This window comes from Streptomyces sp. NPDC005811 (assembly GCF_040630405.1).
Lineage (GTDB): Bacteria > Actinomycetota > Actinomycetes > Streptomycetales > Streptomycetaceae > Streptomyces.
The window spans coordinates 131,342-155,951 of the sequence record NZ_JBEXXK010000013.1; the positions used below are offsets into that span (position 1 = coordinate 131,342).

General features: G+C 70.7%; 16 protein-coding genes. 4 read left to right on the forward strand and 12 right to left on the reverse strand.

Annotation, left to right across the window (positions count from 1 at the left end):
* The first annotated feature begins 127 nt into the window (after nucleotides 1-127).
* Entirely contained in the window at nucleotides 128-1,675 is a 1,548-nt protein-coding gene (locus tag ABZ490_RS16280) for an MFS transporter (RefSeq protein ID WP_358989780.1), read from the forward strand.
* Between the two features lie 298 nt (nucleotides 1,676-1,973).
* On the opposite strand, the gene ABZ490_RS16285 is transcribed toward ABZ490_RS16280, so the two are convergent.
* The 3 genes from ABZ490_RS16285 to ABZ490_RS16295 all read right to left on the reverse strand — a co-directional run bounded on the left by ABZ490_RS16285 (nucleotide 1,974) and on the right by ABZ490_RS16295 (nucleotide 4,288).
* Complete coding sequence (locus ABZ490_RS16285; protein ID WP_358989782.1) at nucleotides 1,974-2,879, reverse strand: ADP-ribosylglycohydrolase family protein; 906 nt, start codon at nucleotides 2,877-2,879, stop codon at nucleotides 1,974-1,976.
* Nucleotides 2,869-3,552 carry a histidine phosphatase family protein gene (locus ABZ490_RS16290; protein WP_358989784.1) on the reverse strand — a complete coding sequence of 228 codons (684 nt, stop codon included), beginning with the start codon at nucleotides 3,550-3,552 and terminating at the stop codon, nucleotides 2,869-2,871. The genes ABZ490_RS16285 and ABZ490_RS16290 overlap by 11 nt, the downstream gene beginning before the upstream one ends.
* Nucleotides 3,553-3,682: 130 nt before the next feature.
* A complete protein-coding gene (locus ABZ490_RS16295; RefSeq protein ID WP_358989786.1) occupies nucleotides 3,683-4,288 on the reverse strand; it encodes a YdbC family protein in 606 nt (201 codons plus the stop codon).
* 153 nt (nucleotides 4,289-4,441) lie between these two features.
* Between ABZ490_RS16295 and ABZ490_RS16300 the strand changes: the two genes are divergently transcribed.
* Complete coding sequence (locus tag ABZ490_RS16300) at nucleotides 4,442-4,972, forward strand: TerD family protein (RefSeq protein ID WP_358989788.1); 531 nt, start codon at nucleotides 4,442-4,444, stop codon at nucleotides 4,970-4,972.
* Nucleotides 4,973-5,062: 90 nt separating this feature from the next.
* On the opposite strand, the gene ABZ490_RS16305 is transcribed toward ABZ490_RS16300, so the two are convergent.
* Both ABZ490_RS16305 and nrdR read right to left on the reverse strand, forming a co-directional pair.
* On the reverse strand, nucleotides 5,063-7,966 hold the full coding sequence (locus tag ABZ490_RS16305) for a vitamin B12-dependent ribonucleotide reductase (RefSeq protein WP_358989790.1): 2,904 nt from the start codon (nucleotides 7,964-7,966) through the stop codon (nucleotides 5,063-5,065).
* A gap of 164 nt (nucleotides 7,967-8,130) precedes the next feature.
* Nucleotides 8,131-8,700 carry a transcriptional regulator NrdR gene (nrdR, locus tag ABZ490_RS16310; RefSeq protein ID WP_358989792.1) on the reverse strand — a complete coding sequence of 190 codons (570 nt, stop codon included), beginning with the start codon at nucleotides 8,698-8,700 and terminating at the stop codon, nucleotides 8,131-8,133.
* 586 nt (nucleotides 8,701-9,286) lie between these two features.
* On the opposite strand from nrdR, the gene lexA reads away from it, so the two are divergent.
* Nucleotides 9,287-10,066 carry a transcriptional repressor LexA gene (gene lexA, locus ABZ490_RS16315; RefSeq protein WP_055635752.1) on the forward strand — a complete coding sequence of 260 codons (780 nt, stop codon included), beginning with the start codon at nucleotides 9,287-9,289 and terminating at the stop codon, nucleotides 10,064-10,066.
* A gap of 84 nt (nucleotides 10,067-10,150) precedes the next feature.
* Here the strand turns inward: lexA and ABZ490_RS16320 are convergent, their stop codons facing one another.
* The 4 genes from ABZ490_RS16320 to ABZ490_RS16335 form a co-directional block, all read right to left on the reverse strand.
* Nucleotides 10,151-12,133, reverse strand: coding sequence for an ATP-dependent DNA helicase (locus tag ABZ490_RS16320; protein WP_358989795.1), 1,983 nt, complete (start codon nucleotides 12,131-12,133; stop codon nucleotides 10,151-10,153).
* 238 nt (nucleotides 12,134-12,371) lie between these two features.
* Nucleotides 12,372-13,052 (reverse strand): GNAT family N-acetyltransferase, encoded by a 681-nt coding sequence (locus tag ABZ490_RS16325; RefSeq protein ID WP_358989901.1) that lies wholly within the window; start codon nucleotides 13,050-13,052, stop codon nucleotides 12,372-12,374.
* 9 nt (nucleotides 13,053-13,061) lie between these two features.
* Nucleotides 13,062-15,230, reverse strand: a complete 2,169-nt coding sequence (locus ABZ490_RS16330; protein ID WP_358989797.1) for an IucA/IucC family protein — start codon at nucleotides 15,228-15,230, stop codon at nucleotides 13,062-13,064.
* 356 nt (nucleotides 15,231-15,586) lie between these two features.
* Nucleotides 15,587-17,095, reverse strand: a complete 1,509-nt coding sequence (locus ABZ490_RS16335; RefSeq protein WP_358989904.1) for a diaminobutyrate--2-oxoglutarate transaminase family protein — start codon at nucleotides 17,093-17,095, stop codon at nucleotides 15,587-15,589.
* Nucleotides 17,096-17,484: 389 nt separating this feature from the next.
* Here ABZ490_RS16335 and ABZ490_RS16340 point away from each other — a divergent pair, with 389 nt between their 5' ends.
* Nucleotides 17,485-18,705, forward strand: a complete 1,221-nt coding sequence (locus ABZ490_RS16340; protein WP_358989799.1) for a hypothetical protein — start codon at nucleotides 17,485-17,487, stop codon at nucleotides 18,703-18,705.
* Nucleotides 18,706-18,791: 86 nt separating this feature from the next.
* Here the strand turns inward: ABZ490_RS16340 and hflX are convergent, their stop codons facing one another.
* From hflX to ABZ490_RS16355, 3 genes are all read right to left on the reverse strand, one after another.
* Nucleotides 18,792-20,285, reverse strand: a complete 1,494-nt coding sequence (hflX, locus tag ABZ490_RS16345) for a GTPase HflX (protein WP_358989801.1) — start codon at nucleotides 20,283-20,285, stop codon at nucleotides 18,792-18,794.
* Between the two features lie 204 nt (nucleotides 20,286-20,489).
* Nucleotides 20,490-22,061, reverse strand: coding sequence for a M1 family metallopeptidase (locus tag ABZ490_RS16350; RefSeq protein ID WP_358989803.1), 1,572 nt, complete (start codon nucleotides 22,059-22,061; stop codon nucleotides 20,490-20,492).
* Between the two features lie 131 nt (nucleotides 22,062-22,192).
* Complete coding sequence (locus ABZ490_RS16355; protein ID WP_358989805.1) at nucleotides 22,193-24,391, reverse strand: HD domain-containing protein; 2,199 nt, start codon at nucleotides 24,389-24,391, stop codon at nucleotides 22,193-22,195.
* Nucleotides 24,392-24,610: the final 219 nt, after the last annotated feature.

Consider the following 24,610-nt stretch of genomic DNA (forward strand, 5'->3'; position numbering starts at 1 on the left):
GGCGACAGCGGGGGACGTGCCGACGGACACCCTGAAAGTGAACGCTTGCGTTCACTAGTGGGGACTCACTACCGTGGACGCGAGAGTGAACGCCAGCGTTCACTAAGGCAGTTGTGGGGGACCCATAGTGACAACCTCTCAGTTGATTCAGGACCAGAAACCGGGTGCGGCCCGCCGGGAGGGGCACCCCGGCATCGCGCTCACCGTCATCGCGGCCTGCCAACTCATGGTGGTACTCGACGCGACGATTGTGAACATCGCACTCCCGCACATTCAAGACGCGCTGAAGTTCAGCACCACCGACCTCACCTGGGTCGTCAGCGCCTACACGCTCACCTTCGGCGGCCTGCTCCTGCTCGGCGCCCGAGCAGGTGACATCCTCGGTCGGCGCCGGGTGTTCATGACCGGAATCCTGCTCTTCACCTTCGCCTCGCTGCTCGGCGGACTGGCTCAGGAACCCTGGCAGTTGCTGGCGGCGCGAGCCCTCCAGGGGATGGGGGGCGCCATCGCCTCGCCCACCGCGCTCGCGCTCATCACCACCACGTTTCCCGAAGGCCCGGAACGCAACCGGGCCTTCGGCGTCTTCGCCGCCGTCTCCGCGGGCGGCGGCGCCATAGGCCTGCTCGCGGGCGGCATGCTCACCGAGTGGCTGGACTGGCGTTGGGTGCTCTTCGTCAACGTGCCCATCGGTGTGCTGATCGCCTCCCTCACACCGCTCTACATCAACGAGTCGGAACGGCATCCGGGGCGCTTCGACATCGCCGGCGCCGTGACCTCGACGGCCGGTATGGCCTCCCTGGTCTACGCATTCATCCGGGCCGCCGGGGAAGGCTGGCGGGACGGTCTGACGCTCACCGCCTTCGGTGCCGCGCTGGTCCTGCTGCTGGCCTTCGTGTTCACCGAGATGCGGGCCAAGGAGCCGATCACCCCGCTGAAGATGTTCGCCGACCGCAACCGGACCGGCACATACCTGATCATGCTGAGCCTGGCCGCGGCGATGTTCGGCATGTTCTTCTACATCGTCCTCTTCGTGCAGAACGTGCTCGGCTACAGCCCCATCAGCGCCGGGCTCGCCTTCCTGCCCGTCACGGCCGCGATCGCGGTGGGCGCGGGCCTGTCCCAGCGCTTCCTGCCCACCCTGGGCCCCAAGCCGTTCATGCTCGCCGGGGCCACGCTGGTCGTGACCGGCCTGTCCTGGCTGACGTTCATCAGCCCCGACAGCTCCTACCTGAGCGGCGTGCTCGGTCCCATGCTGGTGTTCGGGTTCGGCATGGGCCTGAACTTCGTGACGGCGACGGTCACGGCCGTCTCCGGCGTCGCCCCGCACGAAGCCGGCGCCGCGTCCGGGCTGCTCAACGCCACCCAGCAGGTGGGAGGTTCGCTCGGCCTGGCCATCCTGACCACGGTCTTCGGCTCGGCCAGCAAGGACGAGGCCGAGAAGCAGCTGCCGGGCTTCCTCGCCAACGGCACGGCGGAGCAGAAGGCCGAGTTCGCCACAACGCATCAGCTGCCCGCTCCCTGGGGGCACGAGGTCCTCGCTCACGGCATCTCCACCGCCTTCGTCCCGGCCGCCGCGATAGCCTCCATTGCCCTGATCACGGCCTGGTTCGTGATCAAGGTCCGCAAGAGCGACCTGGACGCCCTGTCCGGGTCGGCGGGGCCCATGGCGGGGTGAGGCCTGCGGATGGCCCGGAGCCGCCCCGAGCGCGGCGCGCAGGGGCGGCGCCACGGCCATCCGCAACGCACCGACGGCCCACAGCACCACTCCGGCCACCCGCGCGAACACGACGAACCACATGACCACCACCCCCTGAACAGCCGCTCCCCCGTCGCCCGCTCATGCCTGCACACATCGCACGGCGGATGACTGTCCAACGCCCGAACGGTCACGCAGAGTTCCCGGCGGACACGCAGAGTTTCCACTTGGGGGCACGAGAATCCGGCGCAGGGAACACTGCCGCCGCTCGACCGCGTCAGGCGGGCGTGGCGACCCACTCCGGAAGCGCCTCCACCTGTTCCGCCCAGGCGGCCGGAGGCATGCCGGTCTTCCCCGCGGCCAGCACGCCGCCCACGATGGCGCAGGTGGTATCGACGTCCCCGCCGACCTGCGCGGTCGTCCAGAACGCCGTCTCGTAGTCCCCGAGGGCGCGCGCGGCAGACCAGAGCGCGAAGGGAACGGTGTCATGAGCGGACGTACGCCGTCCGCAGCCCAGCACGGCCGCGACCGTACCGGCGTCGCTGTAGTCGAGCATGTCCCTGGCGCGGCGCAGGCCGGCGCCGACTGCGCTCTTCGGCACCAGGGCGATGACACCGTCCAGCAGCGCCCCGGGGGCGGGTGGGCCACCGGGCGCGCCGGCCAGCGCGGCGGCCGCGGCGACGGCCATGGCGCCGACCACGGCCTCACGGTGCTGATGCGTGGGATAGGAGGAGATCTCCGCCTGATGGGTGGCCTGCTCGGGGTCGTCCGCGTACCAGGCGCCCAGAGGGGCGATCCGCATCGCGGCGCCGTTGCCCCAGGACCCCTGCCCCTTGAACAGGGCCGCCGACAGTTCGCGCCAGTCGGCGCCCTCTCGGACCAGCCTCAGCAGGCGGTTGACCGCGGGGCCGTAGCCCCGGTCGAAGTCGTGGTGCTCGGCGAAGGAACGGGCCAGGGCATCCTGGTCGATGCGGTGGTGAGAGGCCAGGACGGCCACCACCGAGCAGGCCATCTCGGTGTCGTCGGTCCATTGCCAGGGGCCGGGGGGCAGGGCGCGGTCCTTCAGCAGCGGGTAGTTCACGGGTACGAAGAACTGCGACCCGAGCGCGTCACCCACCGCGAGTCCGCGCAGACTGGCGAGGGCGCGCTCCAGGCGCCCGTCGGGAGAGGAGTCAGCGGTCATCGCCCTGCCACTCTATCCGGTGACCCCCGTAGGGCTCAGGATCTCGCCACCGGTCGAAGGGCCGGTCAAGGGTGTACTTGTCGTCGTCCCCGAGGACGAGCATGCGCATCTCGGCATTCCCGGGATTCGACAGCGACTCGAATTCGGCGACCGTCCAGTGGAACCAGCGCATGCAGAACAAGCGCATGGCGAGGCCGTGGGTCACGATGAGCACGTTCGGCGGATGGTCGGGGGCCTCGAAGCTGCGGAACAGGCTCTCCAGGAAGCCGCCGACCCGGTCGTACACATCGGCTCCGCTCTCGCCCTGGGCGAAGCGGTAGAAGAAGTGCCCGTAGGCGTCCCGGTAGGCCTTCTGGAGCCGTACGTCGTCCCGGTCCTGCCAGTTCCCCCAGTCCTGCTCGCGCAGCCGGGGCTCCTCCCGGACCCTGATGCGGTCGGGATCGAGATGGAAGGCCTGCAGGGTCTCGTGAGTGCGGCGGTAGGGGGAGACGTACACGCTGACCGGCTCGTCGCCGAGCACCTCCCGGAGTCTTTTGCCGGTCTCCTCCGCCTGCCGTCGGCCCCGGTCGGTGAGGGCCAGCGCGTGGTCGGGTTCACGCTCGTAGACGGTGTCATCAACATTGCCCGTTGATTCCCCGTGCCGGACAAGGACGATGCGCCGTGGTCGTGCCATGCCAAAACCCTAGATCGGGATGCGGCAGATCGAATACTCGTACGGCGCCCATACGGCGTAGGTCACACGGATCGAGCACCATGAGTCACAGGAGTACACATCTTCCACCACAAGTGGTCAGGACCAGTGCTCATACGGTCCAGGTCGACTCCAGTTCGATGATGTCACCGGTGAGGGCCGCGATGTCCGCCTCGGTCTGCGCGCGCAGCGCGAGCCGCTCCACGCGTTCGGTGCGGTACTTTCCGTGCTCGGCCTCGGAGCGCCACATCGACAGGACCATGAACTCATGGCCGGGCGCCTCGGCGAACAGCCCGCGGATCATGCCGGGCGAACCGGCCATGGCCGGGTTCCACACCTTCTCCTGCATGAGCGTGAAGTGTTCGGCGCGCTCCTCGTGGACCCTGCACAGGGCCACGCGCAGCAGGTCGGAGTCGGTGAAGCGGGGCTCGAAGCCGGTCTTCACGTCGAAGCGGTAGTCGAACAGCCGCACCTGGGCGTCCTTGAACGTGCCTGCCTGGGTCGCGGCCAGCCGGTCATGGGAACGCGCCATGAAGGAGTCGTAGAAGGCACGGCTCTCCCAGAAGGCGAAGACATGCGCGACGGAGGGCCGGCTCCTGCTCCAGCCCCCGCCCTGTCCCCGAAATCCCGGCTCCCCCAGAAGCCCCGCCCACTTTCGCTGCCCCCGTTCGAAACCGCGGCGGTCCACCACGGTGCAGCGAATCCACTTGACCAGCACCGCGCCATGGTAAGGCCACCGGGCGTGGCGTCGGTCACTCTCTGGCGCAGAGCAGCCATCCCGTGGGGCACGCGCGCGTGGCAGGATGGACAACCGGCCCTGATGATCGGGCAGTTCGGGGCGAGGTCAGACGGTGAACGGGGAGGGAAGTCCGTGAGCGGCATCAACAAGGGGATCCGCAAGATCGAGATGGCGCTGAAGTGGGACCCCAGTCCGGCGGGACAGGCGGCCACCGATCTGGACATCGTCGCCGCGACGTACCTCGCGAGCGATCCGTCCGGGGCGCCCGCCTATGTGGTGCACTTCGACAGCCGCTCGCCGGACGGCACGATCTATCTCAACCGGGACAGCAAGGACGGCAAGGGTTTCGGCTGGGACGAGGTCATGACGCTGGAGCTCGAGCGGCTGGACGCGCGGTACACGCGCGTGGTGGTCGGTGTCGTCATCCAGCAGCATGAGGCGCACCGCACCTTCGTCAGCGTCCTCAATCCCGCCTTCCGCATCCGGGAGGGCTACACGGTCCTGGACGAGGACGAGTTCGGTGACGTGCTCGGCGCGACGGCGGCGACGGTCGGGGAGTTCGTGCGCGAGCCCGACGGCTGGACGTTCCACCAGGGCGTCCAGGGATTCGAGGACGACCCGGCGACGTTCACCAGGGTCATGGGCCAGGTACGGCACTCCTGATCCCGTCAGGAGAACACCGAGGGCGGTGGAGCCGAGGACCGGCTCCACCGCCCTTGCCAGATCACGGGGACCTGGCCGGCACGGCGGGGATCAGCTGCAGCCGCTGGTCGAGCCGCAGCCCTCGCAGATGTAGCAGGAACCGGCCCGCTGCATCTTGGTACCGCAGGAGAAGCAGAGCGGGGCGTCGGCCTGGATGCCCAGCTGCATCTCCACCAGTTCTGCGCTGGTGTGGGCCTGCTTCGGGGCGGGCTTGACCACCTCGGCGGCCGCCTTCGGGACGGCGACGGCCTTCAGCTCCGTCTGGCGCGGGGCCGACTGGGCCAGACCCTCGACGTCGACGTCCTCCTCGGCCGGCTCGTAGGAGCCGGTCTCCAGGTGACGCTGACGCTCCTCGGCGGAGTGGATGCCGAGCGCGGAGCGCGTCTCGAAGGGCAGGAAGTCGAGCGCGAGGCGGCGGAAGATGTAGTCGACGATCGACTGCGCCATCCGCACGTCCGGGTCGTCCGTCATACCGGCCGGCTCGAAGCGCATGTTGGTGAACTTCGAGACGTAGGTCTCGAGCGGCACACCGTACTGCAGGCCCACCGAGACGGCGATGGAGAAGGCGTCCATCATGCCGGCGAGGGTCGAACCCTGCTTGGACATCTTCAGGAAGACCTCACCAAGGCCGTCGTCAGGGTAGGAGTTGGCCGTCATGTAGCCCTCGGCGCCACCGACCGTGAAGGAGGTGGTGATGCCGGGACGGCCCTTGGGAAGACGCTTGCGGACCGGGCGGTACTCGACGACCTTCTCGACCGCGGTACGGATCGTGTCCTCGGCCTTCTCGGTGATCTCGGCCGTCTCCTGCTCCTTGGTGTCCTTCGTCTTCGCGGAGAGGGGCTGGCCGACCTTGCAGTTGTCGCGGTAGATCGCGAGCGCCTTGACGCCGAGCTTCCAGGCCTCGAAGTAGATCTCCTCGACCTCCTCGACGGTCGCCGTCTCCGGCATGTTGACCGTCTTGGAGATGGCGCCGGAGATCCAGGGCTGGATCGCGGCCATCATGCGGACGTGGCCCATCGGGGAGATGGCGCGCTCGCCCATGGCGCAGTCGAACACCTCGTAGTGCTCCTGCTTGAGACCGGGGGCGTCGATCACATTGCCGTTCTCGGCGATGTGGGCGACGATCGCCTCGATCTGCTCCTCCTGGTAGCCCAGGCGGCGCAGGGCCTGCGGGACGGTGCCGTTGACGATCTGCATCGAGCCGCCGCCGACCAGCTTCTTGAACTTGACCAGGGCGAGGTCGGGCTCGACACCGGTGGTGTCGCAGGACATCGCCAGGCCGATGGTGCCGGTCGGGGCGAGCACGGACGCCTGGGCGTTACGGAAACCGTTCTTCTCGCCGAGACGCAGCACGTCCTGCCAGGCCTCCGTGGCCGCGGCCCAGACGGGGGTGTCGAGGTCGTCCATGCGGACGGCCGTGCCGTTGGCGTCGGCGTGCTGCTTCATGACGCGGTTGTGGGCGTCGGCGTTGCGGGCGTAGCCGTCGTACGGGCCGACGACCGAGGCCAGCTCCGCGGAGCGGCGGTAGGCCGTGCCGGTCATCAGGGAGGTGATGGCACCGGCGAGGGCGCGGCCGCCGTCGGAGTCGTAGGCGTGGCCGGTGGCCATCAGCAGGGCGCCGAGGTTGGCGTAGCCGATGCCGAGCTGGCGGAACGCGCGCGTGTTCTCGCCGATCTTCTGGGTGGGGAAGTCGGCGAAGCAGATGGAGATGTCCATCGCGGTGATGACGAGCTCGACGACCTTCTGGAAGCGCTCGGCGTCGAAGGACTGGGTGCCCTGGCCGTCGTCCTTGAGGAACTTCATCAGGTTCAGCGAGGCGAGGTTGCAGGACGTGTTGTCCAGGTGCATGTACTCGCTGCACGGGTTCGACGCGGTGATCCGGCCGGACTCGGGGCAGGTGTGCCAGTTGTTGATGACGCCGTCGTACTGGATGCCCGGGTCGGCACAGGCCCACGCGGCCTCGGCGAGCTTGCGGAAGAGCGCCTTGGCGTCGACCTTCTCGATGATCTCGCCCGTCATACGGGCGCGGAGGCCGAACTCGCCGCCGTTCTCGACGGCCGTCATGAACTCGTCGTTCACGCGGACGCTGTTGTTGGCGTTCTGATACTGGACGGACGTGATGTCGTCGCCGCCCAGATCCATGTCGAAGCCCGCGTCGCGCAGGGCGCGGATCTTCTCCTCTTCCTTCACCTTGGTGGCGATGAAGTCCTCGATGTCCGGGTGGTCCACGTCGAGGACGACCATCTTGGCCGCGCGGCGGGTGGCGCCACCGGACTTGATGGTGCCGGCGGAGGCGTCGGCGCCGCGCATGAAGGACACCGGACCGGAGGCGTTGCCGCCGGAGGACAGCAGCTCCTTGGAGGAGCGGATGCGGGAGAGGTTCAGGCCGGCGCCGGAGCCGCCCTTGAAGATCATGCCCTCTTCCTTGTACCAGTCGAGGATCGACTCCATGGAGTCGTCGACGGCCAGGATGAAGCAGGCGGAGACCTGCTGGGGCTGCGGGGTGCCCACGTTGAACCAGACGGGGCTGTTGAAGCTGAAGATCTGGTGCAGCAGGGCGTAGGCCAGCTCGTGCTCGAAGATCTCGACGTCGGCGGCCGACGCGAAGTACTTGTGGTCCTCGCCGGCCTTCGAGTACGTCTTCACGATGCGGTCGATCAGCTGCTTGAGCCCGACCTCGCGCTGGGGGGTGCCGACGGCACCGCGGAAGTACTTGCTGGTGACGATGTTGACCGCGTTCACCGACCAGAAGTCGGGGAACTCGACGCCACGCTGCTCGAAGTTGATCGAGCCGTCGCGCCAGTTGGTCATGACGACGTCACGACGCTCCCAGACCACCTCGTCGTACGGGTGCACGCCGGGGGTGGTATGGATGCGCTCGATACGCAGGCCCTTGGTGGTCTTCGCGCCCTTCGCGCGGGACCCTCGTGCCGGACCGCTCGCCGTCTCTGTCATGCCGCCTCCCTGTACAGGCAAAAACGCCCTGAAATGCCACGATGTTCCCGTGGCACGGTGTGGTGTCTGGTGCTGCGGACGTCGATGCGCCTGGTCCGCAGCAAGTCTTGGTCCGCCGCTGCCCGACCGGATCCGGGGTCTCCGCCCGGTTCCGGTCCGTCGGGTCAGTCGGCGGCGTGGGCGGGCTCGGGGACCCGCGTGGTCCCTCCGCGGCCGCCGTCGTCCTCCCGGCCCCCCATGACAGCGTCGGGGTCGCCTTCGCGGTCGTCGTCGTCCGCGGCGGTACGTCCCGGCTGGTCCCTGAGTTCCGCGATCGCGGCCTCGAAGTCCTCGAGCGAGTCGAAGGCCCGATAGACGGAGGCGAACCGCAGGTAGGCGACGAGGTCGAGTTCCTGCAACGGGCCGAGTATGGCCAGTCCCACGTCGTGGGTGGTCAGCTCGGCGCTTCCGGTGGCCCGCACCGCCTCCTCGACCCGCTGGCCAAGCTGGGCGAGCGCGTCCTCGGTGACGGGCCGTCCCTGACATGCCTTGCGCACGCCGTTGATGACCTTGGTGCGGCTGAACGGCTCGGTGACTCCGGACCGCTTCACCACCATGAGCGAGCACGTCTCCACGGTCGTGAAACGACGGGAGCAGTCAGGACACTGGCGGCGCCTGCGGATGGACGTGCCGTCGTCCGTCGTACGGCTGTCGACGACACGGCTGTCGGGGTGCCTGCAGAAGGGGCAGTGCATGAAGTCCCAACCCTCCTCACAGCAGACTCAATAGCCTCGCCGGGCCTCATGGGCCCCTCGAAGCAGCCCCAAGCATAGGCGATCCACGTGGATGCGAAGACCAAGGGCAACACAACTTGTGGGCCGCTGATGACATCCAAGCACTAGATATGGGGCTTGGCCCATACATCCAGGCCGTATCGCGTGTCGCGCTCGAAGCCCTCACACCGCGCGTTCCCGCCGTCACGGCGAGCACCCGAAACCGGTCCCTACGCGCGCGTGTACAAGCATGTTCGCGCGGCACATACGGCGATATCGTGGGCGCCTCAGGGAGGACCCGTGGGGCTCTCGCGCATGAGTGGGAGCGGCACGCCGGCCTCGGGGAACCTGATGGCAGACTGGGGCGACACCGCGCAAGGGGGGCGCCCCGGCGGTGAAGAGTACAACAACGGGCGCTTCCGTCCGCCGGTCATCACGTTGGCTATACACCCAGACACATGATCAAGTCAGGCTATCCACGCTTTTTCACTCGAACGTGTGTTTGGCGCAACCTTTCGAAAGCTACTACCGTTGTGCAGCAGGGAGACAATCGAGAGGGGCCGACGACGTGACCACCACCGCAGACAGCGCCACCATCACCGCCCAGGACCGCTCCCAGGGCCGACTCGAGCCGGTGCATGCGATGAACGAAGCCGTGAACCCGGAGGGGCACAAGCGCTCCCTGCCGGGCCGACCTCCAGGCATCCGGGCGGACAGCTCGGGCCTGACCGACCGGCAGCGCCGGGTGATCGAGGTCATCCGGGACTCCGTACAGCGGCGCGGCTACCCGCCGTCCATGCGGGAGATCGGCCAGGCCGTCGGCCTGTCCAGCACGTCCTCGGTGGCGCACCAGCTGATGGCGCTGGAGCGCAAGGGCTTCCTGCGCCGCGACCCGCACCGCCCGCGCGCGTACGAGGTCCGCGGCTCCGACCAGGCCGTCTCCGTGCAGCCCACGGACACCGCCGGCAAGCCCGCCGCGTCCTACGTCCCCCTGGTGGGCCGGATCGCCGCCGGTGGCCCGATCCTCGCCGAGGAGTCCGTCGAGGACGTGTTCCCGCTCCCGCGGCAGCTCGTCGGCGACGGTGAGCTGTTCGTGCTCAAGGTCGTCGGCGACTCCATGATCGAAGCCGCGATCTGCGACGGCGACTGGGTCACCGTCCGGCGTCAGCCCGTCGCCGAGAACGGCGACATCGTGGCGGCCATGCTCGACGGCGAGGCCACCGTGAAGCGGTTCAAGCGCGAGGACGGCCATGTGTGGCTGCTCCCGCACAACGCCGCGTACGAGCCGATCCCCGGTGACGACGCGACCATCCTCGGCAAGGTGGTGGCGGTCCTCCGCCGCGTCTGAGCACGGCGGGCGGCCTCACCTCCTCCGCCCCCCTGACTGGGCCCCGGGATCCCTGCGCCGGTTCCGGGGCCCTGTGCTGTTCCCCTACGCCTGCTCGGTCTCGGTCCGCCGTGCCGTCGCGTCGATCGCCGCGAGCGACTTCCGCACCTGGTTGCGGTCCGTGGTGTACCAGAAGTCCGGCAGGGAGGCCTTGAGGTAGCTCCCGTAGCGGGCCGTCGCCAGTCGCTGATCCAGTACGGCGACCACGCCCCGGTCCCCCGACGCGCGGACCAGCCGGCCGGCGCCCTGGGCCATCAGCAGCGCCGCGTGCGTGGCGGCCACGGCCATGAAGCCGTTGCCTCCGGTGTCCTCCACCGCCTTCTGGCGAGCGCTCATCAGCGGGTCGTCCGGACGCGGGAACGGGATCTTGTCCATGACCACGAGCTGACAGCTCGGCCCGGGCACATCGACGCCCTGCCAGAGCGACAGCGTGCCGAAGAGACATGTCTTCGGGTCCGCCGCGAAGTTCTTGATCAGCTCGCCCAGGGTCTCCTCGCCCTGGAGCAGGATCGGGAACTCCGGGATCCGGCCGCGCAGGTCCTCGGCCGCGAGCTGGGCCGCGCGCATGGAGGAGAAGAGGCCGAGCGTCCGTCCGCCGGCCGCCTGGATCAGTTCGGTCAGCTCGTCCAGCATGTCCGCGCGATCACCGTCCCGCGCGGGGCGCGACAGATGCTTGGCGACGTACAGGATGCCCTGCTTGCGGTAGTCGAAGGGCGACCCCACGTCGATGCCCTTCCACGGGGGAAGGTCGTCGCCCTCGGTGCCCTCCGGCGCGAGCCCCAGGGACGCGCCCACGCCGTTGAAGTCCCCGCCGAGCTTCAGCGTCGCCGAGGCCAGGGTCACGGAGCGGTCGGCGAAGAGCTTCTCCCGCAGCAGGCCCGACACGGACATGGGGGCGACGCGCAGGGAGGCGCCGAAACGGTCGTGCCGTTCGTACCAGACGACGTCGTACTCGGAGCCGCCCACGATGCGCTCCGCCACGTCGTGCACGCTCTCCACGGAGGCGAGCGCCTGCTTGCGGACGGCGTCCTCGTCCTGGACGGACTTGTCACGAGTGGTACCGATGGCGGAGATGACGGTGCGCGCGGCGTCGCGCAGGGCCATGAGGGCGTAGTTGAGGTCCTCGGGGATCTCCTCCAGGCGGCCCGGCAGGGCCAGCTCCATCAGGCGCTCGAAGCCCTCGGCGGCGGTCTGGAGCTGGTCGGCCGCCTTCTCGTTGACCAGCTTCGCGGCCCGGCGCACGGCACGGTTGACCTGGCCCGGGGTGAGCTCGCCGGTGGCGACGCCGGTGACCCTCGAGACCAGTTCGTGCGCCTCGTCGACGATCAGCACCTCGTGCTGCGGGAGGACGGGGGCGCCTTCGATGGCGTCGATGGCCAGCAGCGCGTGGTTGGTGACGACGACCTCGGCCAGCTTGGCGCGCTCACGGGCCATCTCGGCGAAGCACTCGGCGCCGTACGCGCACTTGGTCGCGCCGAGGCATTCCCGCGAGGAGACCGACACCTGTGCCCAGGCGCGGTCGGACACGCCCGGGGTGAGGTCGTCCCGGTCGCCGGACTCCGTCTCGTCCGACCAGTCCCGCAGCCGCAGCAGGTCCTGGCCCAGCTTGCTGCTGGGCGCGGCCGCCTCGAACTGGTCGAAGAGGCCTTCCTCCTCGTCCTGCGGGATGCCCTCGTGCAGCCGGTGCAGGCACAGGTAGTTGGAGCGGCCCTTCAGCATCGCGAACTCGGGGCGCCTGCGCAGCAGCGGGTGCAGCGCGTCGACCGTGCGCGGCAGGTCCCGCTCCACCAGCTGGCGCTGCAGGGCCAGGGTGGCGGTCGCGACCACGACCCGCTCCCCGTGCGCGAGCGCGGGCACCAGGTAGCCCAGCGACTTTCCGGTGCCGGTGCCGGCCTGGACCAGCAGGTGGGATCCGTCGTCGATCGCCTCCGCGACGGCTTCGGCCATGGTCACCTGGCCGGGGCGCTCCGTACCGCCGACAGCGGCGACAGCGGCATGGAGGAGTTCGGGGAGTGAGGGCTTCGTCATAGCGCGACCACCCTACGGCTCGGCACTGACAAACGGGTGATCGCGCAGGTGGTCGGCGGGGGCGGCGGTGAGGGAATCGGTGAGGGTTTCACGGTGCGGGGCTTCTCGGATTCGGGGCCGGGAAAGGGCCTGGGGACATCGGCGGGGAAGCGGAAAAATTTCTCGGAGATTCTCGGGACGGGCGGGAACCGGCCGGAATCCCGAGCCGTTGCATGGGTGACGGATCGACTACGGACAGTCACAGAACTTCTCGGAGGTGTCTGTCCCTGACCATGAGGCAGGCCCGCTTCGCAGGCAGGTCGACCTCGGCGCAGAAGCGGAAACCGGCGCGAAGGAAGGCGGCGATGGAGGGGGTGTTGCGCAGATCGGGTTCGGCGACGACACGTGAACAGGCGGGCCTGCTGTCGAGCAGGAGGTCGGCGACGGCTCTCAGCAGCAGTCCGCCGAGCCCTCGCCCGCGGGTGTCCGGGCCCCCGATGAGGAGATGGATACCGGTGTCGTGAGGTCGGGCCGAGTAGTGGCGGGCCAGCGGGTCGAGATCGGCCCGGTAGATCTCCCAGTAGCTCATGGGTGTGCCCTCCAGCAGGCCGAGGCACGGAACGCTGTGGCCGTCGGTGAGTTGGCGGCGCAGGTGGCGTTCGGTCACGGTCCGGGGTCCCGCCAGTTCCCAGAAGGCGGCGACCGCGGGCTCGTTCATCCACCGGCCGATCCGGGGCAGGTCCCGGTCGACCTGGACGGGGACGAGACGGAAGACGCCCGCGGGTGTGGGGGTGGGCCCCCAGCCGCCCGGGCGGTCGAGCAGGGCTGTGGATGCGGTGCCGGTGACGGCGTGCGGGCCGATGGGAGGCACGGCGGGGCTCCTCTCAGCAGATGGGTCGGGGCAGGTTCCTCGGGGACGAAGGGGGTCGGCGTCGCGTATACGGACGGTTCAGGAGTGCAGGGGGTTGGCGATGGTGACGTACACGGACTGGGTGTCCACAGGACCCACGAGTTCGTCCATGCCGTGCAGCCGGGTCAGCAGATTGGCCTTGCAGCGCAGCACGGGTGAGTCGAGGAGCCGGGCGGGCAGCGAGCTGCGCGACCGGTCGGGGCCACAGGCTGCGGTGGTGAGGAAGCGGCGGAAGGCGGCGAGCAGCAGGTGTTCGCCGGCGAGACGCTGTGAGCCGAAGGCGCCGACGAGTCCGAGGACGTTGTTGATACCCAGGTAGTAGGCGAAGCGCTCGTCGGTGACGGCGTCGGAGACGAAGGTGTCGCTGTGCTCGCCGATACCGGGCAGCCGGGCTTCGAGTTCCGCGCGGCGGGAGTCGCGGAAGTAGTAGCCCTGGTTGTCGCGGTACCGGCCGCCCGTGGGCCAGCCGTCGGGGTCCAGCAGGAGGAGCGTGTTCTGCTGGTGGGCCTCGAGGGCGATGCCCGCCTCCCCGTCGAGCCAGAGCACCGGGCGCACGATGTGCTCCAGGTAGCGCAGGAACCACTCGACGGCGACGGCCGCGAGCGGACGCCCTGTTCGTGCGGCGAGACGGGTGACGACGTCGGCCAGCCGGGAGCTCTGCACCGGTTTCGTGTCCGTGGCCGCGGTGGGCGCCTCGACGGCGCGCGGGAACGGCGGCCGGGGCGAGACCAGGCCTGCGACGCAGGAGACGTCGTCCGTGGCGGTGAACGGGTTGTGGCGGATCACCACGTCGAGTCCCGGCACCGGTCGGCCGTCGGTCCCGTCGACGGCCAGCCAGGCCGGGTCGCGGACGATGTCGAACCCTGGGTGGGCGGCCTGCCACCGCCGGGACAGGCCGGCTCGCAGCAGGCGGTGGACCTCGACACCGCGGCGGAGTTCCTTGCGCAGGTTCTCCCGACGGGAGTTGGTGAGGTGCAGCCCCAGCGACAGTTTGAGCATCGCCGGGGCGCCGGACCGGTAGACGGTGCGTACGGAGGAGGTGGGACACCAGGGGATGCCGAGCGGGCCGAGGTCCCGGAGCAACCCGGTTGTGAACAGGGCGGCGACGTCGGGGCGGTGGCCGACCTCGTGCAGTTGCCAGGGGTGCATCGGCAGAAGGGCGTACCCGTCGGGCAGCGTGCGGCGGACGGGCAACGGCAGTCCGGCGTCGGCGAGTCGGGCCGTCAGCCGGTCCGCGGGGACGGTACGGCCGCTTTCCGTCCAGGCTGAGTCGGCGGCCAGCAAGGAAGGAGCGACAGCCAGCCAGTGAAGGGGGAAGGAGCCGCGCACCTCGGGTGAGTACAGCCGTCCCTCCGCGTCGGAGAGGCCTTCGCGGCTCTTCGGGGTGGGGTGCAGGGGGTGTCCGAGGAGCAGGGCCTGTTCGGCGGAGAGGAACAGGTCGGGGCCGTCGGCGGGGTGCTCGCGCCGCTCGCGGATGAAGTCCGTCGTACGGCGGACGGAGTCGGCGACACGGGCCACCAGGGCGACTTGGTCGATGCCGGGGCCGACCGGCGGCCGGGGTGAGGCGGGCGTCCGGGCCGGGTCGGGCAGGGCTTGTGTCCCGGCCAGGGCGTGTGTCCCGGCCAGGTCGGGCATCGCGGCCAGGTCGGGTGTCTGGGCCAGGCCGGGCGGGGTGGCCGCGTCGGCTGGGCCGAGCAGCTCGGGAGCCTCGGTCGTCACAGCTCGTGCCGACGTCAGGGGAGCCTCGGGCGTCACGGCTCGTGCCGACGTCACGGGAGCCTCTGGCGTCACGGCTCGTGCCGACGTCACGGGAGCCTCTGGCGTCACAGCTCGCGCCGACGTCACGGGAGCCTCTGGCGTCACAGCTCGCGCCGACGTCACGGGGGCCTCGGGCGTCACGAGTGGCTCAGGCGTCGCGGGCGCCTTGGGCGTCATGGGCGTCTCGCGGGACAGCAGTGCGGCAAGCAGGACGGCGTCGACCGGTGGGAACTGCTCCGGGGTGTCGGCCAGGCGTGGGAGGCCGAAGTGGTGCCAGCCGGTCGGGGACCAGTAGTGGACGGGGGTGAGCAGGGCGGTGCCGCTGGCGGGAAGCGGCACTCGGAGGGTGCCGTCGGCCGGGGCGCGCAGGCCTGCCTCGCGCACCCAGCAGCGCAGCAGGCTCTCCACGGCCGCCGCCTGTGCCGCGGTGTGCGGGTCGGGATGGTCCAAGGGGTGGGCGGGGACGAAGGGCGCCGGTTCGGCAGGGGTGGCCTGGCGCTGCCGGGGAGGGACGGACCCGGGCGGGGTGATGTGCGGCGACGGAATGAAGGAGGTGGACGCTGGTGGGACGGAAACGGCTGAGGTGGGACCGGAGGAAGAGCGGGAGGGCTCAGGGGAGTCGTTCAAGGGCGTTCCTCATCGGGTGGGGCCGGCGCGGTCGGCGGCGTGACCGGCCGGAACGGCGGTGGGGACGCGGTGGCGTGGAGTGGCCGGGCGGTGTCCGTCTCCTGGGCGGGGCGGGCAAGGGCCCGGGCCACGCGCGGAGCCGCTGCGGCGGCGCCTCCGTACGTCCCGCCGGCCCTGGGTCACCATGTGCGGTCGGCACGGCCGCGTGGCTCCGGAGCCTGCCGGGGCTGCCGCTTGGGCTGGTTCTCGTCGCGCTGGTGCTTGCGGTGGGCGTGGCCGCGGGCGGCCGCCTGGATCGCGTCGGCCAGCCGGTCGATTACGGCGGCGGCCTGTTCGTCGGTGATCGTCAGGGGCGGAAGCAGGCGTACGACGCTTGCGTGGCGGCCGCCCAGTTCGATGATCAGGCCGCGGCGCAGGCACTCGCGCTGTACGGCGACGGCCAGTTCGGGGGCGGCAGGGTGGGGCCCGCGGGCTGGGGTGGCGTCCGGGGCACCGGGGGCCGCGCCCACCGCGGCTCCGCCCGCCCGGCCCGAGGCCTCCCTTGCCGAGGCCTCCCCTTCCGAGGCCTCGCGTCCCGGCGCCTCCCCGTGTCCCCTCTCCTCCTCGGTCTCCGGGTCGACGAGTTCGACCCCGATCATGAGTCCGCGCCCGCGCACGTCGCCCATGCAGGGGAGGTCCTCGGCGAGGTGCCGGAGCCGGCTCAGCAGGTGGGCTCCCAGGATGGCCGCGCGTTCGGCGAGGCGGTTCTCGCGGACGTGGGCGAGGGTGGCCGTGCCGGCGGCCATGGCGAGCTGGTTGCCGCGGAAGGTACCGGCGTGGGCGCCCGGTTCCCAGACGTCGAGGTCGTCGCGGTAGACGACGACGGCCAGGGGCAGGCTGCCGCCGATGGCCTTGGAGAGGACCATCACGTCGGGGGTGATCCCGCTGTGTTCCACCGCCCAGAAGGCGCCGGTGCGGCCGACGCCCGTCTGGACCTCGTCGGCGATGAGGGGAATGGAGCGGTCGGCGGTGATCTGCCGCATGCGCCGCATCCAGGTGTCCGGCGCGGGGATCACACCGCCCTCGCCCTGGACGGGTTCGAGGATCATCCCGGCGGGGCGCCGGACCCCGGACTTGGGGTCGTCGAGGACGGACTCGGTCCAGCGCGCGGCGAGTTCGGCGCCGCGATCGCCGCCGACGCCGAACGGGCAGCGGTAGTCCTGCGGATAGGGCAGGCGGGCCACGCGGACGTCGTGGGCGCCGCCTGAGGCTTCGAGGGATCCGGAGGTCATGCCGTGATAGGCGCCGGTGAAGGCGAGGACGCCCGTGCGGCCGGTGGCGGCGCGCACCAGGGTGAGCGCGGCCTCCACGGCGTCCGTGCCGGCCGGTCCGCAGAACTGCACGCGGGCGCGGTCGGCGAGACCGGGCGGCAGGGTGCGGAAGAGTTCGGTGATGAAGGCGTCCTTGACCGGGGTGGCGAGGTCGAGGACGTGCAGCGGCGCGCCCGAGTCGAGGACCTTGCGGATGGCCTCCAGGACGACGGGATGGTTGTGGCCGAGCGCGAGGGTGCCGGCGCCGGAGAGGCAGTCGAGGTAGCGGCGGCCGTCGGCGCCCTCGATGGTCAGTCCCCGGGCGCGTACCGGCACGATGGGCAGGGCGCGCGCATAGGTGCGCGCCGCGGACTCGCGGGCCGACTGGCGCCGGAGGATCCCTTCGTGCGCGGGTCGTCGGCCGGCCTGGCCGACGGGGGACGTTCCGGCGGGCGACGGTCCGGTGGATCGCCCCGGAGGGACCTCGTCGGGCACTGGCTCGGTCACGGCTCCCTGTCCTCCCGCGGTTCGGGGGGCCGCGCGCGGGCAGCGGACCCCCCACCGCTACCAACCCCGGACGGCCGTCCCGGTTACGGGTTGCCTCAAGATCCTTGCCGTGACGGAACCGTTGCCCTCCTGTCGGAAGTCCCCCACAGCGAACGCATATCGTGTGGGGGCATTGCACAGGGCCGTGAGACCCGGCTGAACTCCGCGTGGGAACACGGTGGGTTCCGCCCGGCGGGGGCGGCCGTAGCTTCAAGTTCGTTGACAGCAGGGGGAGTCAGACCATGCGATCGATACGCCTGTCGTTCACCGCTCGTCGGGGGAGGACCGCGCGCCGCAGGACCTCCCCCGTGCTCGGTGCCGTCGCCCTCGCCTCGGTGCTCGCGCTCACCGCGACCGCCTGCGACTCGGGCGACACCAACGCCGACGGCAAGGCCACCGCGTCGGCCACGGCGGGCGGCGACGGAAAGATCACGATCCCGGACGACATCAAGGACCGGCTCAAGGAGCACGGGATCGATCTGGACAAGTGGAAGAACGGCGCGTGGAAGAACTGGGACAGGGACGACTGGCTGCGTGAGGCCCAGGACTACATCAACCCGATCATCAAGGGCCTGTGGGACCCGGACCGGATGCGGGAGGCGGAGGACCCGGACCGGGGGGTCGACGACAACGACCTCTCCGGCGACCAGGGGGTGACCGACCCGACGCCCGAGCCGGTGGACGCGAAGGCCGTGCCGACGTCGTACCACGCCAACGCCCCTGAGGCGGGCAAGGTGTTCTTCGACGCCCCCGAGGGCACGATGGTCTGCTCGGCGACGGTCGTGGAGGACCCGGCGCACCCGGGCAAGTCCAACCTGGTGTGGACGGCCGGCCATTGTGTGCACGCGGGCAAGAAGGGCGGCTGGTACCGCAACATCGCGTTCGTGCCGTCGTACAACGACAAGGGTCTGTCCGCCGAGCAGCTCCAGACGGCCACCAAGGAGCAGGCCGCGCCCTACGGTGTCTGGTGGGGTGACTGGGTGAAGACCTCGGACCAGTGGATCGCGCAGGGCGGGGAGACGGGTGGTGACGGCGCGCCGTACGACTTCGCCGTGATCCATGTGACGCCGGAGGCGGGCGGTTCCGGCAAGTCGCTGGAGGAGACGGTCGGTTCGGCGCTGCCGGTGGACTTCGCCGCTCCCGCGGTGCCGAAGGTGGACAGCATCACCGCGACGGGTTATCCGGCCGCGGCGCCGTTCGACGGGCAGAAGCTCTACCAGTGCACGGACAAGCCGGGGCGGCTGTCGTTCAGCGAGTCGGACCCGACGATGTACCGGATCGGCTGCACGATGACCGGTGGTTCGTCCGGCGGCGGCTGGGTGGCGACGGGGTCGGACGGCAAACCGGCCCTGGTGTCCAACACGTCGATCGGTCCGGTGCGTTCGGGCTGGCTCGCGGGGCCGCGGCTGGGTGAGGTGGCCAAGGGTGTGTACGACTCGGTGAGTGACAAGTTCGCCAAGTGAGCGTCGCGTTCGCCGGGTAGGACGCACACCGCGGAACAGGACGAAGGCCCGCCCCCCGAGACAGGGGGCGGGCCTTCGTGCGTCGGTCAGGCGAGGGGGGCCGGGACGTACGGTGCGAGGTCCGCGGCCAGTTCCTCGTGCACCCGCGCCTTGAGGAGGGTGCCGTCCGCCGTGTGCTCCGCGGAGATCACCTCGCCCTCGGTGTGGGCGCGGGCGACCAGCTTGCCGTGGGTGTACGGCACCAGCGCCTCGATCTCGACCGAGGGCCGCGGCAGTTCGGCGTCGATGAGCGCGAGCAGTTCCTCGATGCCCTGGCCGGTGCGGGCCGAGACGGCGATGGAGCGCTTCTCGATCCGCATCAGCCGCTGGAGGGTGAGCGGGTCGGCCGCGTCCGCCTTGTTGATCACGACGATCTCGGGCACCTGGGTGGCGCCGACATCGTGGACCACCTCGCGCACGGCGGCCAGCTGCTCCTCCGGGTTGGGGTGCGAGCCGTCGACCACGTGCAGGATCAGGTCGGACTCGCCGACCTCCTCCATGGTGGAGCGGAACGCCTCGACCAGGTGGTGCGGCAGGTGCCGTACAAAACCGACCGTGTCCGCCAGCGTGTAGAGGCGGCCGCTCGGGGTCTCGGCCCGGCGCACGGTCGGGTCGAGGGTGGCGAACAGCGCGTTCTCGACGAGGACGCCCGCGCCGGTGAGGCGGTTGAGCAGGGAGGACTTGCCGGCGTTGGTGTAGCCCGCGATGGCGACCGAGGGCACCTTGTGGCGCTTGCGCTCCTGGCGCTTGATCTCGCGGCCGGTCTTCATCTCCGCGATCTCCCGGCGCATCTTCGCCATCTTCTCGCGGATCCGCCGCCGGTCCGTCTCGATCTTGGTCTCACCGGGACCACGGGTGGCGAGGCCGCCGCCCTTGCCGCCGCCCATCTGACGGGACAGCGACTGACCCCAGCCGCGCAGGCGCGGCAGCATGTACTGCATCTGCGCGAGCGCGACCTGCGCCTTGCCCTCGCGGGACTTGGCGTGCTGGGCGAAGATGTCGAGGATCAGGGCCGTACGGTCGATGACCTTGACCTTGACGACGTCTTCCAGGGCGATGAGCTGGCCCGGGCTGAGCTCACCGTCACAGATGACGGTGTCGGCGCCGGACTCGACGACGATGTCGCGCAGCTCCATGGCCTTGCCGGAACCGATGAAGGTGGCCGCGTCGGGCTTGTCACGGCGCTGGATCACGCCGTCGAGCACCAGCGCGCCCGCGGTCTCCGCGAGGGCGGCGAGCTCCGCGAGGGAGTTGTCCGCGTCCTGCGCGGTCCCCGAGGTCCAGACGCCGACGAGGACGACCCGCTCCAGACGGAGCTGTCGGTACTCGACCTCGGTGACGTCCTCGAGTTCGGTGGAGAGGCCCGCGACGCGGCGCAGGGCCGCACGCTCGGAGCGGTCGAACTGGTCGCCGTCCCGCTCTCCGTCGATCTCGTGGCTCCAGGCGACGTCCTCTTCCATCAGGGCATCGGCCCGAAGACCTTCGGGGTAGGCGTGCGCGAAGCGCTTCGTGTCCTGGGAAGGGGAAGAAGAGGAGGTCATTGGGTCCTTACGTCGTGGGGATACCGATGTCGGCGGGGTTCACCGTCCATGGTGCACAACGCACGAGCACCGCGGGAGATTCCCGCGCCCCGTGCCCCGTGCCGCGCCGACCTGACGATGGTCGCACGGTACGCCCCGTCTCGTCACGGCCTTATTCCGGGCCCAGGTGGCCAGGGGTCCAGCGGCTCCAGGGGGCCCAGGGGCCTAGGGAGCCTTGGTCCCCTTGCGGGCATGGCCCGCCTTGGCGGCCTGCGGGGCCGGGGAGGTCCGTGCGCCCTCCTCTCCCGCCGCCGTCGGCTTCCAGTCCGGGTGGCCGGGCATCGGCGGGGTCTTCTCCCCGTACAGCCAGGCCTGGAAGAAGGCGCCGAGGTCGCGTCCGGAGACCTCCTCGGCGAGCCGCCGGAAGTCCGCGGTGGTGGCGGTGGAGTCCTCGTGGTCGCGCACCCAGTCCCGCTCGACCTGCTCGAACGCCTTCTGGCCGATCTCCTGGCGCAGGGCGTACAGGACGAGGGCGGCGCCGTCGTAGACGTTCGGGCGGAAGATGCTGATCTTCTCGCCGGGATCGGGCGCCTTGGGGAGCGCGGGGGGGCCGCCGGCGGCGCGCCAGCGGTCGGACGCGCCGTACGCCGCCTTCATGCGCTCCTGGAGGGAGTAGCCGCCCTTCTCCTCGGCGTAGAGGGCTTCGTACCAGGTGGCATGCCCCTCGTTGAGCCAGAGGTCGGACCAGGTGCGCGGGCTGACGCTGTCGCCGAACCACTGGTGGGACAGCTCGTGCACCATGATCGACTCGATGTACCACTTGGGGTAGCCGGGCTCGGTGAAGAGGTCCTTCTCGAACAGGGACAGGGTCTGCGTCTCCAGCTCGAAGCCGGTGTCGGCCTGGGCCATGAGCAGGCCGTAGGTCTCGAAGGGGTAGCGCCCGACCTTCTTCTCCATCCAGGCGATCTGGTCGGGGGTCTTCTTCAGCCAGGGTTCGAGGGCCGTGCGGTCCTTCGTGGGCACGACGTCCCGGACGGGCAGCCCGTGCGGTCCGTCGCGGTGCAGGACGGTGGAGCGGCCGATGGACACCTGGGCGAGCTCGGTGGCCATGGGGTGCTGGGTGCGGTACGTCCAGGTGGTCGTGGAGCCGGACCGGTCCGCTCCGGTCGGCAGCCCGTTGGCGACGGCCGTGTAGTCGTCGGGGGCGGTGATCCGGATGGTGAACATCGCTTTGTCGGAGGGGTGGTCGTTGCACGGGAACACCAGGTGGGCGACGTCGGCCTGGTTGGCCATCGCCAGGCCGTCGGCGGTGCGCACCCAGCCGCCGTCCCGGCCGTCGGCGCCCACGGGGTCGCTCGTGTGGCGCACGGTGATGCGTGTCCAGCTGCCCGGCAGCAGCGCGTCCTCGGGCGTGACCACCAGGTCGTCGCCGGCGCTCTCGAAGGTCGCGGGCCTGCCGTCGACCTCGACCGATTCGACGTCACCGTGCGCGAAGTCGAGGTTGATCCGGTCCAGGGTCCCGGTGGTCCAGGCGTCGATGGTGGTGACCGCCTGGAGCGGCTTGCTGTTGGAGCCCGAGTACGTGAAGGAGAGGTCGTACGACGCCACGTCGTAGCCGGGGTTGCCGAGGTATGGGAAGAGGCGGTCGCCGATGCCGAGCGGTGCCGCCGGGGCGCTCGCGGCGACGAGGCAGACGGACACGGCGGAGGCGAGCAGCGCGGACTTCAGCCGGCGGGCGGTGGCGCGGGGGCGGACGGGCCGGGGGCGCGGGACCGTGGCGCGGGGGGTGAGCAGCATGCACCACGGCTACCAGCGCTCGCCTGCCGTACGGCGGCGACTCGCGTCCTTCCCACCCGAACGGGTTGCGTACGCGCGCGTGCGTGTGGGCCGGGCGGACCGGGCGGGACCGGGGCGCGGTGGCGCGGGGCTCAGGAGGCCGGGGCGTGGTGCTGGGCCCTGCTCACGTCGTAGACCCCGGGAACGTTCCGCATGGCGCGCATGAGGGTGGGGAGGTGGGCCGCGTCGGGGAGCTGGAGGGTGTACGTGTGGCGTACGCGCTGCTGGCTCGGGGGTTCGACGGTCGCGGAGACGATCTCGGCACCCTCCAGGGCCATGGCCTCCGTGAGGTCGGCGAGGAGATGGGGGCGGCCGAACGACTCGGCGACCAGCGTGACGCGGCACTCGGTGGTGTCGCCCCAGCTCACGTCGACGGCCGCGCGTCCCGCGTCCGCCATGCGCGCCACCGCGGCGCACTCCACGCGGTGCACGGTCACCACTCCCCCGCGCACGGCGAAGCCGGTGACCTCGTCGGCGGGGACGGGGGTGCAGCAGCCGGCGAGGCGCACGCCCGCGTCGGGGCGGCCGACGACGGTGATCGCGGTGTCGGGGCGCGAGAGCGGGGAGTCGGGGGCCGGGATGTCCGTCACCGTCCGCGCCGCGTCGACGCTCTCCTCGGGCTCGGCCGGGGCCGGGTGGGTCGCCAGCCAGCGCTGGATGGCGATCCGGGCGGCGGGGGTGTGGGCGTGCTCCAGCCACTCCCGGGAGGGCTCGGAGGCGGGGTCCTGGCCCATGAGGAGCTGGACGGTGTCGCCGTCGCGGAGGACCGTGCTGAGGGTCGCCAGCCGGCCGTTCACGCGGGCGCCGATACAGGCGTGCGCGTCCTCTCCGTACTGCGCGTAGGCGGCGTCGACGCAGGTGGCGCCGTCCGGGAGGCCGAGGGTGCCGCCGTCGGGGCGGAAGACGGTGATCTCGCGGTCCTGGGCGAGATCCTCGCGCAGGGTGGACCAGAAGGTGTCGGTGTCCGGGGCGGCCTCCTGCCAGGCGAGGAGGCGGGAGAGCCAGCCGGGCCGGGTCGGGTCGACCCGCTCCCCGTCGGTCCGCTCCCCCTCGGTCCGCTCGCCGTCGGTCCGCTCCCCGTCGAGCCGGTCGCCGTCCGCCGTCGCCCCGTCGCGGGTCTGCTCCTCCTGCGGGCCGGCGTAGGGGTTGCCGAGGGCGACGACTCCGGCCTCGGCGACCTTGTGCATCTGGTGGGTGCGGATGAGGACTTCGGCGACCTGGCCGTCGGCGCGGGCGACGGCGGTGTGCAGCGACTGGTAGAGGTTGAACTTGGGGACGGCGATGAAGTCCTTGAACTCCGAGACGACGGGCGTCATACAGGTGTGCAGCTCGCCGAGGACGGCGTAGCAGTCCGCGTCCTCCCCGACGAGCACCAGCAGCCGTCCGAAGTCGCAGCCGCGCAGCTCGCCGCGCTTGCGCGAGACGCGGTGGACGGAGACGAAGTGCCGGGGGCGGATGAGGACTTCGGCCTGGATGCCGGCCTCGCGCAGGACCGCGCGCATCGCGTCGGAGAACTCGGCGAGGGGGTCGTCCGCGCGGGAGGCGTTGTCGACGATCAGCTCGCGGGTGTGCTCGTACTCCTCGGGGTGCAGGATCGCGAAGACGAGGTCTTCCAGCTCGGTCTTGAGGGCCTGGACACCGAGGCGTTCGGCGAGCGGGATGAGGAAGTCCCGGGTGATCTTGGCGATGCGCTCCTGTTTCTCGGGGCGCATCACGCCGAGGGTGCGCATGTTGTGCAGCCGGTCGGCGAGCTTGATCGACATCACGCGGACGTCGCTGCCGGTGGCGACGAGCATCTTGCGGAAGGTCTCGGGCTCGGCGGCGGCGCCGTAGTCGACCTTCTCCAACTTGGTGACGCCGTCGACGAGATAGCGGACCTCCTCGCCGAACTGCTCGCGCACCTGGTCGAGCGTCACATCGGTGTCCTCGACGGTGTCGTGCAGCAGAGAGGCCGTCAAGGTCGTGGTCTCGGCGCCGAGTTCGGCGAGGATCAGGGTCACGGCGAGCGGGTGCGTGATGTACGGCTCGCCGCTCTTGCGCATCTGGCCGCGGTGCGAGGACTCGGCCAGCACATAGGCGCGGCGCAGGGGTTCGAGGTCGGCGTCGGGGTGGTGGGCGCGGTGGGCCTCGACGACATGGCCGATGGCGTCGGGCAGCCGGCCGCGGGCAGGGCTGCCGAGCAGGGCGGCCCGTCCCAGGCGGCGCAGGTCGATCCGGGGCAGGCTGCGCCTGCGGCTCGTGGCGGGCGCTACCGGGCCCGGCGTCGCAGGGTTCGTGGCCTCCGCACTCATGGGCACCTCCGGCTGCGTGGACCGGCGGACGGGGTGTCCCAGGGCGGACACGGCTCAGGGGACTGGCAAAGGTCCCCCGTCCGGGCCGGTGCTTGATGCTACCGAGCCCATCACGTGCGACCGACCGCCTCTCGCCGAGCGTGAAACGGATCACCCATTCGAGCGACGATTCGGGGGTTTAAGGTTTTGCGCCATCGGAACCAGGCCAGGTCGCCCTTT